General features: G+C 63.9%; 9 protein-coding genes and 1 tRNA gene. 1 reads left to right on the top strand and 9 read right to left on the bottom strand.

Translation table 11 applies throughout. The annotated features are described in order from the left end of the window. Positions 1-136: 136 nt before the first annotated feature. The 9 genes from PG900_RS13525 to PG900_RS13485 all read right to left on the bottom strand — a co-directional run bounded on the left by PG900_RS13525 (position 137) and on the right by PG900_RS13485 (position 14,434). Complete coding sequence (locus PG900_RS13525) at positions 137-2,005, bottom strand: beta-N-acetylhexosaminidase (protein WP_270831613.1); 1,869 nt, start codon at positions 2,003-2,005, stop codon at positions 137-139. A 160-nt stretch (positions 2,006-2,165) separates the two neighbouring features. Then, on the bottom strand, positions 2,166-3,038 hold the full coding sequence (locus PG900_RS13520) for a BadF/BadG/BcrA/BcrD ATPase family protein (RefSeq protein WP_270831612.1): 873 nt from the start codon (positions 3,036-3,038) through the stop codon (positions 2,166-2,168). Continuing rightward, positions 3,031-4,758 (bottom strand): glycoside hydrolase family 9 protein, encoded by a 1,728-nt coding sequence (locus PG900_RS13515; protein ID WP_270831611.1) that lies wholly within the window; start codon positions 4,756-4,758, stop codon positions 3,031-3,033. The genes PG900_RS13520 and PG900_RS13515 overlap by 8 nt, the downstream gene beginning before the upstream one ends. A 102-nt stretch (positions 4,759-4,860) precedes the next feature. After that, the gene (locus tag PG900_RS13510; protein WP_016351558.1) at positions 4,861-5,853 is read right to left on the bottom strand and encodes an ABC transporter ATP-binding protein; all 993 of its coding nucleotides are present in this window, start codon (positions 5,851-5,853) and stop codon (positions 4,861-4,863) included. 11 nt (positions 5,854-5,864) lie between these two features. Beyond that, positions 5,865-6,887 (bottom strand): ABC transporter ATP-binding protein, encoded by a 1,023-nt coding sequence (locus PG900_RS13505; protein ID WP_270831610.1) that lies wholly within the window; start codon positions 6,885-6,887, stop codon positions 5,865-5,867. Continuing rightward, positions 6,884-7,804 (bottom strand): ABC transporter permease, encoded by a 921-nt coding sequence (locus PG900_RS13500; protein WP_011706884.1) that lies wholly within the window; start codon positions 7,802-7,804, stop codon positions 6,884-6,886. Before PG900_RS13500 ends, PG900_RS13505 begins: the two co-directional genes overlap by 4 nt. Before the next feature lies 1 nt (position 7,805). Then, positions 7,806-8,789 carry an ABC transporter permease gene (locus PG900_RS13495; RefSeq protein ID WP_011706883.1) on the bottom strand — a complete coding sequence of 328 codons (984 nt, stop codon included), beginning with the start codon at positions 8,787-8,789 and terminating at the stop codon, positions 7,806-7,808. 119 nt (positions 8,790-8,908) lie between these two features. Next, positions 8,909-10,594, bottom strand: a complete 1,686-nt coding sequence (locus PG900_RS13490; RefSeq protein ID WP_011706882.1) for an ABC transporter substrate-binding protein — start codon at positions 10,592-10,594, stop codon at positions 8,909-8,911. Positions 10,595-10,996: 402 nt separating this feature from the next. Beyond that, a complete protein-coding gene (locus tag PG900_RS13485) occupies positions 10,997-14,434 on the bottom strand; it encodes an ATP-binding protein (RefSeq protein WP_270831609.1) in 3,438 nt (1,145 codons plus the stop codon). Between the two features lie 249 nt (positions 14,435-14,683). Here PG900_RS13485 and PG900_RS13480 point away from each other — a divergent pair. After that, positions 14,684-14,759: transfer RNA gene (locus tag PG900_RS13480), tRNA-Gly, on the top strand. Position 14,760 lies beyond the last annotated feature (1 nt).

Genomic DNA, 14,760 nt, shown 5'->3' with positions numbered 1-14,760 from the left:
GCAGGCGGCAGACCGGCTTCATAGGGGGCTGAATTTTGCCAACAATGGCGGATGAATGGTAGGGGCAAGTTGATGTTTTGTTGGCGAATCGTAAAAAAAAGGCGGCCATAGGGCCGCCAAGGAAAAAAAGATAACACTACCTCTGTGGTACCCGGTAACGCACCTGAAGCTGGTCGAGGATCTGCAGCTGGCCCGGCAGACGGGCGGCGAAGTGCTCCCACGCCTTGCGGGCGGGGTCGCTCCAGGCCACCTCGGCGGTCGCCAGCATGCGCGGGAACAACATATAGTCGAGGCGATCGCGAGAGGTGATCAGCTCCGACCATAAGGGGCTCAGCACCCCCAGGATGTTATCGTTGGCATGGAAATCGGCTGGGGCCGGGTCACATGCGTAGACCTGCGCCAGATTGAGGGTGCCCGCCCAGTAGAGACCGGGTTCATGGATGTCCTGGCTCCAGGCGAGATCCAGATAGAGGTGCTGGGCCGGTGCCATCACCACCGGATAGCCCGCCGTCGCCGCGTCGAGCCCGGCCTGGAAGCTGGTCCAGGCGAAGATGGTGGCGTCCCGGCTCACCTTGTCGCCGTGCAAAATTTCCTCCCAACCCAGCATCCGTTTGCCCTTGCCGGCCAGGTACTGCTGGCAGTGACGCAGCAGGTGGCCCTGCAGCTCGCGGCAATCCTGATATCCCTGCTGCTTCATCAGCTGCTGGCAGGCGGGGCTGTCGGTCCAGACCCCGGCGGGCACCTCGTCCCCCCCCATGTGCACCAGCGGCCCCGGAAACAGTTTGCACACCTCGTCCATCACGGCTTCCAGGAAGCGGTAGGTGCCGGGCAGCGCCGGGTTGAGCACGTTGTCGTCAAAATATTGCACCGACAGGTAGCGGGAGCGGTCGGCCTCCTCCACCAGCAGTTCGGGCAGCGCCTTGATGGCGGCGTGGCAGTGACCCGGGATGTCAATTTCCGGAATGATGGTGATGCCGAGCCCGGCACCGTAGGCCACCAGCTCGCGCACCTCGCTCTGGGTGTAGTAGCCGCCGTAGGGTTCCGGGCCGCCGCTCAGCTGGGGCCCCACCGGCAGGGCGTGACCGCGCCAGGCAGCCAGCTCGGTCAGCTGGGGGAAGGCCTTGATCTCGAGTCGCCACCCCTCGTCATCGGTCAGGTGCCAGTGGAAGCGGTTGAACTTGTAGAGGCTCATCAGCTTGAGCAGGCGCTTGAGGGTGGCGAGGGAGTGAAAGTGGCGGGCACAGTCGAGAAAGATGCCGCGAAAACCGAAGCGCGGTGCATCGCTGAGCTCGATGCAGGGCAGGCTCTCGCCGTGCTGCAGATACCACTGGGCCAGGCTGACGAGGCCGTGGCGCCAGCCCGCCTCGCCGCTGGCGGCAATCACTATCTCCTCCGGGGTGATGGTCAGCCGGTAGGCCTCCGGACCCAGACCGCTTTCAACCAGCCGGATCTCGGCGTCGTGATCCTGCGCCAGCGCGAGCCCGGTCAGTTCGTTGAAGTGGGCCAGCAGTGGGCCGAGCAGGGGGCTCGGGCCGCTGACGTGGGCGCGCTCCGCCAGCCGGAAGTTGCCCTCCAGCAGCAACAGCCGATCCGGCTGGGGCACGATGCCGGCGAGGGGCTCCACCTCGGGCAGATCCGGCGCCGCAGTGGCGGATTGTGGCAGGCCCAGCTCCTCGCCGGTCAGTTCCACCGGCATCAGCTGGGGGCCGCCGCTGGCCTGGGGCAGGCTCAGGAAGAAGCCGCGCGGCATGTCGGAGAGGCGCTTGATGGGGGTGTTGCGACAGCAGAAGCACAGCTCGCTGGCCCCCGTTTGCGGGATCAAGACCTTGTAGCTGCCGCTCTGGCGCTCCAGCTCCCCCCCCTCTACCGAGCCGGGGTCGATGTGGCGGGCCAGGCAGAAGTGGAGTTTCCAGGGGGCATCCGGCAGCTGGCTCAGGCTGAAACGAAACCAGACGTCGTCGCCGTCGCGTCGGTCGACCTGGGTGTGGATCAGGGGTGCAGACATGAAAATTCCTCTGATGGAGTGAAGGGGACGAACAGCCAGACAGCGTCCTTGTGGTATTGGTCAACCCCGGCCGGGAGCCGAAGGGCTGACATGGGCATCCCCCGCAGCGGGCAGACCGGGGTCAGGCCCGCACTTTGAGGTGGGGTGAATGGGGGCAGGTTCAGGGATGCAGACATGGGTAGGCCTCCGATCTGGCAAACAGGATGGCCCCCTCCAGCGCATCGGCAGCGGGGCTGACCAGCGGCAGGTGTGCCAGACGGGGGGCGAGGCGCATGCCGATGCCGCCGAGCAGGGCTATCCGGTCGGCACCCAGCTGGCGCATCCCCTCCAGCAGGGTAGCCAGCTGCTGGCAGGTCTCATCCAGCAGCTGGCAGGCAAGCTCGTCGCCGTCGCTGGCGGCATCGAACACCCAGGGGGCGAAGCGGCCGTAGTCGGCCGGAATGGCGCGGGCGGCCCAGCGCACCACCTCGGCCTGATCCCGCTTGAAGTGATCGAGCAAGCGGATGGCCAGCGTGCTGGGGGGCAGGATGCCGTCGTGGCAGAGCAGGGATTGCTGGATGGCGCGCAGCCCCAGCCAGGCGCCGCTGCCCAGATCCGAGATGGGAAAACCGCGACCGGAGCAGGTGTGCAGCTGGCCGTGGCGATAGATGAGCCCGGCCGAGCCGGTGCCGGCGATGAGGATGGCCCCCTCTTCGCCGCCAAAGGCGCCCAGGCAGGCACCGAAGGCGTCGGAGGTGAGTCGCACGCTCGCAAAGGGGAAGGGCATGGTCAGTATGGCGTGATAGCAGTCGGCCAGCTCGGCGGAGGCGAGCGCCAGCCCGACCCCCATCTGTTGCTGGGCATCCTCCGCCAGGCCGGCCTCAATACGGGCCTGTTCGATGGCAGCCAGCACGTTGCCGTGGGCGAGCGCGATGCCGAGCTCCAGATTGGAGCCGGCGGCGCGCCCCTCGCCGAGCAGCTTGCCGGCCCGATCCCGAATGCGGGCGCGGGTGTGAGTACCGCCGCCATCGACCCCGACCCAGTACTCAATCATGGGAACCTCCGAGGGCGCTCTGCCAGCTGATGGCCAGGGCGAACCAGGCGGCGTGGGGGATCCACTGCTCGCCCCAGCGCCAGTTCTGATCCAGCCGATCCTTGTACGCCTCTGGAATGAATGCGATCTCCGCCTCGTCATCGAAGCCGGCGGTGATGCCGTTGCAGATCCCCCCCGGCGCATTGGGATAACCGGCGGTGTAGGCGGGGTTGTTGCTGCCATGGCCTGCCAGCATGCAGGCGTTGAAGGGATTCTGCCCCAGGATCCAGTCGAGCTGGTGCTGGCCGAAGGTGAGCAGCGGCTTGCGCTGGCGCGGCAGCTGGGCAGCGGCGGCAAATGCCATGGCGGCCAGCGATGCCAGCCGAGCGTTCTCCCCCTGCCACCAGTAACCCGACTCATTGTGATGGGGCATGAAAAAGCTCACCCGGGGCGTCTCATCGACTCCCTTCACATACTGGCGGGCGAGGGCGAACGGGTTGCCGGGGCGGGCGCACAGCGCCAGCTCGGCGGCCAGCGCCTGTTCGATGACGCGCTGGGCCGTCCCCTGGCGCACCGGATCCGGCTCGATGGCGAGATACTCCAGCAGCGCCAGCACCGGCAGGCCCGCCTCGGCGGCGTGGTAGTAGGGGCGCGAGCCATCCTCGTTGGCCGACCAGTAGTGGCCGAGATCCGGGTGAGGGCGCTGGCGGGCACACAGCCTGTTGGCCCGCACTCTGGCCTCTGCCAGCCACTCGGGGCCCAAGGTGCGGGTCAGTTCGATGGCGGCCAGCAGGGCGCAGTAGTGGTCGATGATGTTCTCGACCCCGTCGTCCAGATAGGCGAGGTTGTGTTCACGCAGGTGCAGGTAGCCGCGACGGGCCGCCTCGGCGTAACGGCTGGCATCAAAGTCGCCGCTGACGCTCTCGCGGGCGGCGCGGGCGAGCGCCGCGATGGCCATGCCGCCCCCTTGTCGAAAACCTGCCTGCCAGCTGGTGGACTTGAGCCCCTGCTGGGTGGCGTAGGCGCACAGCTCGCGCTGGGTGGGATCCTTGCTCCATCTGTCGAACAGGGTCATGTAGAAGAAGCCCGACTCATCCTGCATCCGGCAGAGAAAATCCGCGCCGTGCAGCGCCTCGTCGTTGAGCCGCTTGCAGAGGTTGACCCCGTCGATGTCCTGGCGCGGGGCCAAGAGCTCCCGGCACTTGAGCAGGGACCAGACCACCATGGGGGTCTGCTGGGGGTTGAGGTAGTTGGCGTAGGAGAGGTGGCTCAGGTACTTGCTCACATCCCCGCTGGCGTCATACCAGCCGCCGTGCACGTCTTTGCGCTGATCGCTGCCAAACAGGCGGGCGCTGCGGTCGGTCCGATCGAAGGCGCCGCTGGCGCGCTGTCCCTTGAAGTAGTGAATGACGTCGGAGAGGCAGCGGTTGGCCAGCAGATCCTGGCCGATGGCAAAGGGGGCGGTGCGCACGATGCGCTCCTTGGCACCCGTCTGGATGAGGGCCTCCAGCCGGTAGTGGCCGGGCTCTTTGCAGGGGGAGAAGTCGGCGCGCCAGTAGTGGCGCCCCTGCCAGCCCTCGACCTGGCCGGCCGGCTGCAGTGGGATTTCCAGCAGGATGCGTTCGTCATCCTGGCGCAGCAGCCTGAGGTGGCCGCGGATATCGAGGTCGGTGTCGCTCTGCAACAGGGCGATCTTCTCCCCGTCGCACTGGTAACCCACCTGATTGATCAAGAGTTCCATCAACGTCTTACTCCTGTGGCTCGCCTGGCGTGGCGAGGCACATTGCGGGGCCCTGACGACCCCGTGGCGAGGCGTGGCCGGACGCCATGTCCGGCCGGTCTGTCATTGGTAGAGGTAGCAGCGCACGAAGTGGTTGTCGGCGAGCTTGCTGACGGGGGGCAGGGTCTCCTTGCAGCGGGGCATCGCCTGATTGCAGCGCCCGGCAAACGGGCAACCGCAGGACTCCGGCGTCCAGAGCGGGATCTCCCCCTTGCGGCCCCCCTCCAGCTCGGCGTGGATGCTCTTCTCGGGGTCGGGCACCGCCGAGATGAGCAGCTGGGTGTAGGGGTGCTGGGGGTGGTGCAGGATCTCGTCCACCTCGCCCCACTCCACCATGTGGCCCACGTACATCACCGCCAGATCTTCGGCTACGTAGCGGGCGGTGGCGATGTCGTGGGTGATGTAGAGCATGGAGACCCCGAGCTCATCCTTCATCTGCTCCATCAGGTTGAGGATACCGATGCGAATGGAGACGTCGAGCATGGAGGTGGGCTCGTCCGCCAGCACCACTTCGGCTTCCACCGCCAGGTTGCGGGCGATGTTGACCCGCTGGCGCTGGCCGCCGGAGAGCTGGTGCGGGTACTTGGCCGCGGTGGCCTTGGCGGGGGTGAGCCCTACCTTCTCCAGCAGGCCGTAGACCATGTCGGGCAGATCTTTCTTGTCGATCACCTTGCTGTGCAGCAGCAGGGGGCGGGCGATGTGGTGGTAGATGGTGTGGGTCGGGTTCAGTGAACCGAACGGATCTTGCCACACCATCTGCACGCTCTGGCGGTAGTCGAGCAGGGCAGTGCCCTTGTTGAACTCCTCGAGGTCGCGGCCGCGATAGAGGATGCGGCCGCCGGAGAGCTTGTACATCTTGGCGATGATCTTGGCGATGGTGCTCTTGCCGGAGCCTGATTCCCCCACCACCGCCAGGGCGCGGCCCCGGTGCAGGTTGAAGGTGATGTCCGAGAGGGCCCGCATCTTGCCGCTCTTGATGGCGTTGGAGTTGACGGGGAAGTCCTTGTAGAGGTGCTGGACTTCGATGATGGGGGCGTCGGTTTGGGCGATTTGCATGACAGACATCCTTAACAGCCAGCGGCCTTGTCCAGATAGATCAGGGGATCTTGTTGCTCATCCTGCGCCTCATAGAGGTGGCAGGCGGTTTGTTGGCCGGGGCGGATCTCGGCCAGTTTGGTGTACTGCTGGCGGCAGCGCTCGTGCACCCTGGCGCAGCGGGCCTGAAAGCGGCAGCCCACCGGCACCTCCAGCAGGTTGAGCGGGGTGCCCGGGATCCCTTCCAGCACCGTCTTGGGCCCATGCAGGGGCGGGAAGGAGTTGCCAAGCCCCTTGGTATAGGGGTGCAGCGGCGCGGTCAGGATCGCCTTGGCCGGCGCCACCTCCACCAGTTCACCGGCATACATGATGCCGATGCGATCGCAGAACTCGACCATCAAGGAGAGGTCGTGGGTGATGAACAGGATGGAGAAGTTGAACTTCTCTTTCAGTGCATAGACCTTCTGCAGGATCTCCCGCTGCACCACCACATCGAGCGCCGTGGTCGGCTCGTCCATGATGAGCAGCTCGGGGTTGAGCGCCATGGCGATGGCGATCACCAGCCGCTGGCGCATGCCGCCGGAGAACTGGTGCGGGTAGTCCTTGAGCCGGCTCGGGTGGATGTCGACGATGGCGAGCAGCTCCTGGGCGCGCTTGATCGCCTCATAGCGGGTCAGCCCCGGGTTGTGGGCCAGCAGCACGTCGCAGAACTGCTCCTCCATGCGCAGCACCGGGTTTAGCGCATTCATAGCGGACTGGAACACCACCGACACCTGCTGCCAGCGGTAGGCGCGCAGCCGCTCGTCGCTGTAGTGGAGGATGTTCTCCCCTTTGAACAGGATCTCGCCGCCGCTGATGTAGGCGGGCGGCTTGTGCAGCCGCGCCACCGAGAAGGCGACGGTGGACTTGCCGCAGCCCGACTCGCCGGCCAGGCCGAACACTTCACCGGGGGCGATGTCGAAGCTGACCGAGTTGACGGCGCGCACGTCGCCGTTCTCGGTGATGTAGTCGACGCAGAGGTTGCGTACCGACAGCAGGGGTTGTTGCGATCTCATGCTGTCTTCTCCTGTACGGCCGGCACCGGCGTGGTGACGGGGGCGGCGAGTTTCTTCCAGCGATTGAGCCCCTTGTGGGAGCGCAGCTGCGGGTTGGCGATTTCATCGATGGCGAAGTTGAGCAGGGCCAGGCCGGCACCGAGCGTTGCGATGGCGAAGCAGGGGGCCAGGATCTCCCACCAGGCGCCGACCAGGATGGCGCTGGAGGTCTGGGCGTTGTAGAGCATGATGCCCCAGCTCACCACGGTGGGGTCGCCCAGGCCGAGGAACTCCAGGGTCGCTTCGGTGACGATGGCGTAGATGATGGAGCCGATGAAGCTCACTCCGATGATGGAGATGAGGTTGGGCAATATCTCCACCAAGATGATGCGCCAGGCCGGCTCGCCAAGCACTTCGGCGGCGATGACGAACTCTTTTTCGCGCAGCGCCAGGGTCTGGGCCCGGATGACGCGCGCGCCATAGGCCCAGGAGGTAAAGCCTATGATGAGCGCGATCACCGTCGGTGACGCCTCCCCGATAAAGCTTGCCAGCACCAGCAGCAAGGGGAGGTTGGGGATCACCAGCACCACGTTCATCAGGAAGGTGAGGCACTCGTCTATGACGCCGCCGAAGTAGCCGGCGGTGATGCCGACCGTGATGGCGAGGGCGCACACCAGAATGCCGGCCCCGAACCCCACCATCAGGGAGATGCGGGCGCCGTTGGTGAACTGGGCCCAGATGTCGTGACCCATGCGGGTGGTGCCCATCACGTACTCGGCACTGGGTGGCTGGTGCGGGCGGGAGACCCGCTTGGTCGGCTCGTAGCTGGCCAGCAGCGGGGCGAACAGCGCCATCAGCACGAAGCTGACCACGATGAAGAGGCCGCAGGCGGCCTTCTTGTTGCCCAGCAGGATTTTCAGAATAGTCGGCATGCGCATCTTATTTGCCTCCGGTACGCAGACGGGGATCCAGGAAGACGTAGAGCACGTCGGCCAGGAAGTTGAAGCTGAGCATGGTGATGGTCATGATGAGCAGCTGCCCCTGAATGAGCGGGTAGTCGCGGGCCAGAATGCCCTGATAGAGGGTCAGACCCAGTCCCGGGTAGTTGAAGATCACCTCGGTGATGAGAGATCCGCCGATGACGAAGCCCAGCGCCATGGAGAGGGCGGTGACGCTCGGCAAGATGGCGTTGCGGGCGCCGTAGTTGAAGATCACCCGGTTGCTGGAGAGCCCCTTGGCCTTGGCCATGGTGATGTAGTCTTCGCCCAGCAGGTTGATCATGTTGTTGCGCATGGTGATGAGAAAGCCCCCCACCTGCACCATGGCCAGGGTGCCCACCGGCATGATGGCGTGGGTCAGGATGCTCTTGATGTGCTCCCAGCCCCAGTCAGGCTTGATCTCCGGGCTGTAGGCGTAGCCAATCGGCAGCCACTCCAGGCTCACCCCGAACAGGAAGAGCGCCAGCAGCGAGATGACCACCGGCGGAATGGCCTGCATCACCAGGGTGAGCGGGGAGAGGAAGCTGTCCATGCGTCCGCCCCGGTGCCAGGCGGCGAAGATGCCGACGATGGAACCGATGGAGAAGCTCAGAATGGTGGAGGTGCCCACCAGGAACAGGGTCCAGCCGATGGCGCGGCCGAGCACGTCGGCGACCGGTTGGGGGTAGTAGCGCACCGAGGTGCCGAGATCCCAGGTGAAGACACTCTTCACATAGGTGAGAAATTGGGTGCCGATGGGACCGTCCACGAACCCGAAGGTGGCCTTGAGGGCTTCCAGGGCGGCGGGTTCCATCATGGCGCCAGCCCGGGCGAACATGACGGAGACGGGATCCCCCGGCATGGCTCTGGGTAGCAGGAAGTTGATGGTGGCGGCCACCAGAAAGGCGACCAGATAGAAGGAAAAGCGTCTCAGTATGAATCCCATGATGATACCTTTTACTGCTGGTCCGCCCCGCGCCGGGCATAGTTACCCCAACCCCGGCAGAGCCGGGAAAAAAGGGGGATGGGCGGGGAAGAGGGCCCCCCGCAGGGGGCCGGGATTGATTAGCTGTTCGGCTTGAGTGACAACACGTGCAGCAGACGCTCCGGGGTGTCCGGGTGAACCTGCGGCTTGGCGACCGGGTTGTCGGCACTGAACCAGCCGTGGAAACGCTTGGTGCTGTATTCGTACCAGGTCGGGTTGTTGAATACCGGGATGATGGTCTGGTTGGCACCGACCCTGTCCTGGATCTCGAACATGATCTCCTTCTGCTTGGCGGCATCGGCGGTCTGGGTAAAGTCGTCGATCAGCTTGTCCAGCGCCGGATCCTTGTAGCGGGGCGCCGCAAAGCGGTTGCCGCGCTCACCCATGTTGCGGGAGTGGAAGGCCGTCTCGAAGTACTTGTGCGGGTTGGCACCGGCAAAGTAACCCTGCAGGGCGACGTCGAAGTCACCGGTGATGAGGTTTTCAGTCCAGACGGTGGCTTCCGGGGTGGCGGTCTTGGCGTTCAGGCCCAGTGCCTGCAGCCCTTCCACGCCGATCTGGGCGGTGTTGACCCAGTCGGTCCAGCCGTTCGGTACCAGCACCTTGAACTCGATCTTCTGACAGGTGGGGGTGTCGAGGAACTTGTCGCCGTCACAATCCTTGTAGCCGGCCTGCTTCAGCAGGGCCTTGGCGCCTTCCAGATCGAACTTGTTGTACTTGCCGTACTTCTTGTCCACTTCCGGGTTGTTCCAGGAGTCAAAGGCTTTGCCGAGCCCTGACGGGTACTCGTTGACGGTGGGGTAGCCGTAGCCCGCGATATCCACCATGGACTGGCGATCCATCGCCATGGAGAAGGCGCGACGGAAGTTGATGTCGTTGAAGGCTTCGTGGTTGCCCGGTTTCTTGGCCTGGAAGTTGACGTTGAACGCCACCGTGCCGGAGGCCGGGAACCAGTACTTGTTGTTCTTCGGATCGTTGCCGACGTAGAGGCGCTCGATGTCCGGCACGAAGGAACCGAACCAGTCCACGTCACCCTTCATCACAGCTGCCAGTACCTGGTCGTTGGTGGCCATCTGCGGCATGCGCAGGCAGTCGATGGAGAGGTTGGCGTTGTCCCAGTAGTGCGGGTTGCGGCACTGGGTGTAGAGCTGGGCGGAGAAGTTGTCCACTTCGGTGAAGGGACCAGTGCCGACCGGCTTGTCGTTGGTGAAGGCGACCGGGTCTTTCACCGACTTCCACTGGTGCTCGGGCACGATGGGGACCAGTACCAGATCGTTCACCACGTTGGTGTTGACGTCGGTCAGCTCGAACTTGACCTTGTTGGGGGCCAGCTTCTCGACGCTCTTGATCTGGGTCCAGATTGAGCGCTCGTCCAGCGCCTTGTTGGCCTTGACCAGATTGAAGGAGAACAGGATGTCATCGGCGGTAAAGGGCTGACCGTCCGACCACTTCACGCCGTCACGCAGATCGAAGGTGACGGACTTGAGGTCCTTGCTGAACTCGTAGTGGGTGGCCAGACGATAGACGGGTTTGCCACCCTGCATATCGTTGAAGATCACCAGCGGTTCATAGATGAAGTGACGGGTGGTGTGCAACAGACCCGCTTGCAGGAAGGGGTTGAAGTTCTTGACCCACGCGGTCTCCTGTTGTGCGACCAGGGTCAGCACCGTCTTGTTGTCGGCCGCCATGGCGTTGCCGGCAGCGCCGGCAAGCATCATGGTGCCCAGCATTACAGCAGTAGAGATTTTGGATACTTTGGCAAGCATATTATTTCCTTTCTTATTTATATTCCTTGTTTGGATTTGAGCACCGACTTCGCATGCTGGGGAGGTCGGCCCTCAATGTTGGCCAGGTTTTGCACCCTTGTAGTTGTGTCATCCAACGTCCCTAGCAAAGCAGAGTTAACAGGAAAACAACAACTGTTCAGATCGTCGATATCGTAAAAATCGACGCCCTCACGTCAATTTCGTCAAAATCGCTTTTAACTCGATTTAAATCATCAGGTTATGTTAATTGCTTTGGCGTAATAAGTCCCTGTCAATCGACCTTTCATGACAATTGTGTGAATTGGATCGGCTCTCGTTTTGACGTATGGCGAAGGCTTAATTCTGCACAAAAAAAAACCGTCCCGGCAAGTGTGAGCCAGGGCGCAGATTGGGCGGTGGATATCAGGGTTTGCGGTTGGCGAGCTGACGCAGGGTCTGGGCGCTGTGATGCAGCTGCTGGCGCTGGGCCTCGCTGAGCGGGCCGTGGCCCAGCACATACTCGGCGGTGGCGACCACCGTCTTCCAGCGCGGCGCCTTGGGCAGGGTATCCAGGCTCAGGTACTTGTCGAGGGTGCGGGTCTGCGGGCTGGAGCGGTCCATATAGACCCGCCACAGCTTGCTCTTCTCCGCCAGCACAATCTTGCCCTTGCCGGTGCTCTGCTGCCAGGCATCCAGGGTGAGCCGCATGGTGTCCACCAAGGCGCGGCGCAGGGGCTCGTCATCCTGCTGGCGGATGAGGTCGTCGGCGAGCGAGCGGAACTCCCCGCCCAGCCGGCTCAGCTCGCCCAGTAGCTGGCCATCCTCGATGATGGCCTGGCGTGACAGGCTCTTGAGGGCGTTCTCCAGCGCCATCACCCGGTTCTCGTCCTGCCGCAGTTCGGTGCTGAGGGTGAGAGCGAAGGCGGCCTGACCCCCCAGGCTGATGGGCAGGGCGCGGGCATTGAGTTCGTCTTTCTGGCCGGCCACCAGAAACGCCAGCTGCTGCTCTCCCCGATCGTGCAGATCGGGCCACTGGCTGGTGAGCGGGCTGGCCAGCCAGTCGTCCAGCGGTTGCCCCTCCATGGCTTCCGGCTCCTGGCCCAGCAGGCGGGCCAGCGCCCGCGAGGCGAACAGCACTGTGCCCTGGCCATCGATGAACACCATGGGGTCGGCCCCTTCGCCGAGCAGGGCCAGCAGCCGCTCCTGATCCTGATGCAGCTGCTCCTGCAGCAGCAGACGGTGCTCTATCTCCTGCTTGAGCAAGCGGTTCTCCACCAGAGAGGCCCGCCCGGCGCTCGCTTCCAGCAGGGCCCTGACCCGGGCGAACAGCTCCTCCTTGCAGAAGGGTTTGACCAGATAGTCGTTGGCGCCGGCGTTGAAGCCCTCCTCGATGTCCTTGGGCTGGTTGAGGGCGGTGAGCAGCAGTACCGGCAGCTTCTCCTTGGGGTGTTGCTGGCGCAGCCGGCGGCAGACGTCGAAACCGGAGAGGGTGGGCATCATCACGTCCAGCAGGATGAGGTCGACCGGCTCCTGAGCCAGCTTGGCCAGCGCATCGTGGCCGTCGCTGCTGGGCAGGATGCGATAACCACAGGGCTGCAGCAGGTGGCGCAGTATGTGCAAATTGATGGGCTCGTCGTCCACCACCAGGATGAGGGGCGCATCCTCGGGGGGAGGGGGGAGGTCATCGCTCTCCCAGTCCGGCAGGATCAGCGGTTGCTGGCGCACCAGCTGGTGCTCTATCTGGCGGCTGTCGAGGGTCAGGCTGCCCGCCTTGCCGCTGGCGAGCGGCAGGGTGAAGGCGAAGGTGGAGCCGACACTCGGCTCGCTCTCCACGAACAGCTCGCCCCCCATCAGGTGCACCAGCTGGCGGGTGATGGAGAGGCCGAGGCCGGCCCCCTGCTTGCTGACCTCCGGGCTCATCTGCACCAGCGGCTCGAAGATGTGCTCCAAGTGGTCCTTGGCGATGCCGATGCCGGTGTCGGTCACCTTGATACGCAGGAAGTTGCCTTCCACCAGGGCGCTCAGCACCACCTTGCCTTGCGGCGTGTATTTGATGGCGTTGCCCACCAGGTTGTAGAGCACCTGCTCGAGCCGCTGCTCGTCGGCCAGCACCGGCGGCAGCTCCACCGGGCTGATGTCCACCAGGGTGAGCGGCTTGGCCTGTACCAGGTGCTGGCAGAGATCCAGCACCAGCCGGATGACCCCCTTGGAGGAGACCGGCTGGGGGTGGATCTCCAGCTGGCCGTAGCGCATCTGGTGGTAGTCGAGCAGATCGTCCACCAGTCGGGCCAGGCCGTCGGCGCTCTTGATGATGAGCCCTAATTGTTTTTGCTGCCCTTCGGTCAAGTCCTGCTGGCTGGCGAGCATGGACTCGGCCATCCCCTTGATGCCGTGAATGGGGGTGCGCAGCTCGTGGGAGGTGTTGGCCAGCAGTTCATCCTTGAGCTTGTCCGCCTGTTGCAGACTGAGGTTCTGCTTGTGGGTCAGCTTGACCTGCTGCTGCAGCTCCTGGGTCTGGCGCTCGATGAGTTCGAGCTTGTCCTTCACCGAGCGCTGCATGTGGCGAAACGCCTGGGCGAGCCGGTCGATGTCATCGTCGGTACGTTCGATGGCGATGGGGTGATCCAGCGCACCGTCGGCCACCTGCTCGGCGGCGGCGGTGAGGGAGCGCAGCGGCGCAGTGATGGAGTGGGAGAGCCAGCGGGAGAAGAGGATCAGCAGCAGCAATGAGCCGGCCCCCAGCAGGATCACCAGGGTCTCCAGCTGGCGGATGGGGCGATAGGCCTCGCTGGTGGAGATCTCGGCGATGAAGGCCCACTCGGTGTCGAATACCTTCACCTGGGTGTAGGCGGCCAGCACCTCGTCATCGTGGTAGGAGCGAAACAGGCCGACCCCCTGCTCGCCGGAGAGTGCCTTGACCACCAGCGGGGTCTGCAGCGGCCGGAAGTTGGGGCTGAAGCTATTCTCCACGCTGAATTCAGGCGCCAGCCAAGCGTTGGCCCGCATCCGCTTGTCCGGGCCGATGAGGATGGTCTCGCCGGTCTCGCCGAGCCCTTCCCGCTCCGCCATGATCTGGTTGAGCTTGTCAGGCAGCAGCTCGAAGATCACCACGCCGCGCACATAGTCGTACTGCATCACGGGGGCCGCCATGTAGGCGACCACCTGGCCGGTCAGCTCGTTGCGGCCAAAATCGGTGAACTCGAAGATCTGCTGTGGCTTCTGGCCGCCGTCGAGGCGCCGCTTGATCTTGGCGAAGGTGCTGCCAAGACCGCTCGACTGGTAGGGGCCGGAGAGCAGGTTGGTGGCGAAATTGGCGTGCTTGGTGACCGAATAGACCACGTCGCCGTTGAGATCGATGAGAAAGATGTCGCTGTAGTTGGACTTGCGCACCATGTCGGCGTAGCCGCGGTGAAAGCGCTGGTGCACCCGGCCGTACATCTCGTCCGCCAGGATCAGGGCGCTGATGGAGGGTTCGATGTCGCTGGTGCTGTCGGGTTTTTGCAGCTGATCCCAGGAGCCCGGCACATAGCGGGCCTGGGCACGGGCACGGGCCTCCTGCGGTGTGGTGCCGAGTTTCTCGAAGGCACCGGTGAAGCCATAGAAGCGACCGATACTGTTGCCGGCAAAATCCTGCTGGGAGAAGTTGATGATCTGCTCTTTGAGGTTGCCGAAATAGTCTTCCAGCTGGTTCTTCTTGATGTTGCGAACGGAAACCAGATGGTTGGAAGTCTGGGTAGTGAGATCCTTGCCGTGGCTATAGAGGAAAAACAGGGTGACGACCAGGAAGGGCACCATGGCTAGCATGAAAAATGCCAGCATCAGCTGCGGCCTGAGCCCACGGGGCTTGAAGATCCATTTCATCGGGTGATTTTCAATTGAGAATCCGGTTACTAACCGCAGCAAGTCTCTGACTAAAGGCTAATCATTTCAATGACTTTATCTCAAATTCGCCTGTGGGGTCACAGCCTGGTGCGGATTTTTTGGGCAAGCCGTCTAAACCCTGAGCAAACAGCACGGGAAAGGGGCCAAAGTGCGAAAAAAGGGTTGTGCCCGCGCTCGGGGTACGTATAATGCGCCTCGTTGTCAGGCAACTGGCAGCAAGCAGTACAGGCGGGAATAGCTCAGTTGGTAGAGCACGACCTTGCCAAGGTCGGGGTCGCGAGTTCGAGTCTCGTTTCCCGCTCCAA

The organism is Aeromonas sp. QDB03 (assembly GCF_027707985.1).
GTDB classification, from domain to species: Bacteria; Pseudomonadota; Gammaproteobacteria; order Enterobacterales; family Aeromonadaceae; genus Aeromonas; species Aeromonas hydrophila.
This window is presented reverse-complemented; position numbering and strand designations above follow the sequence as displayed.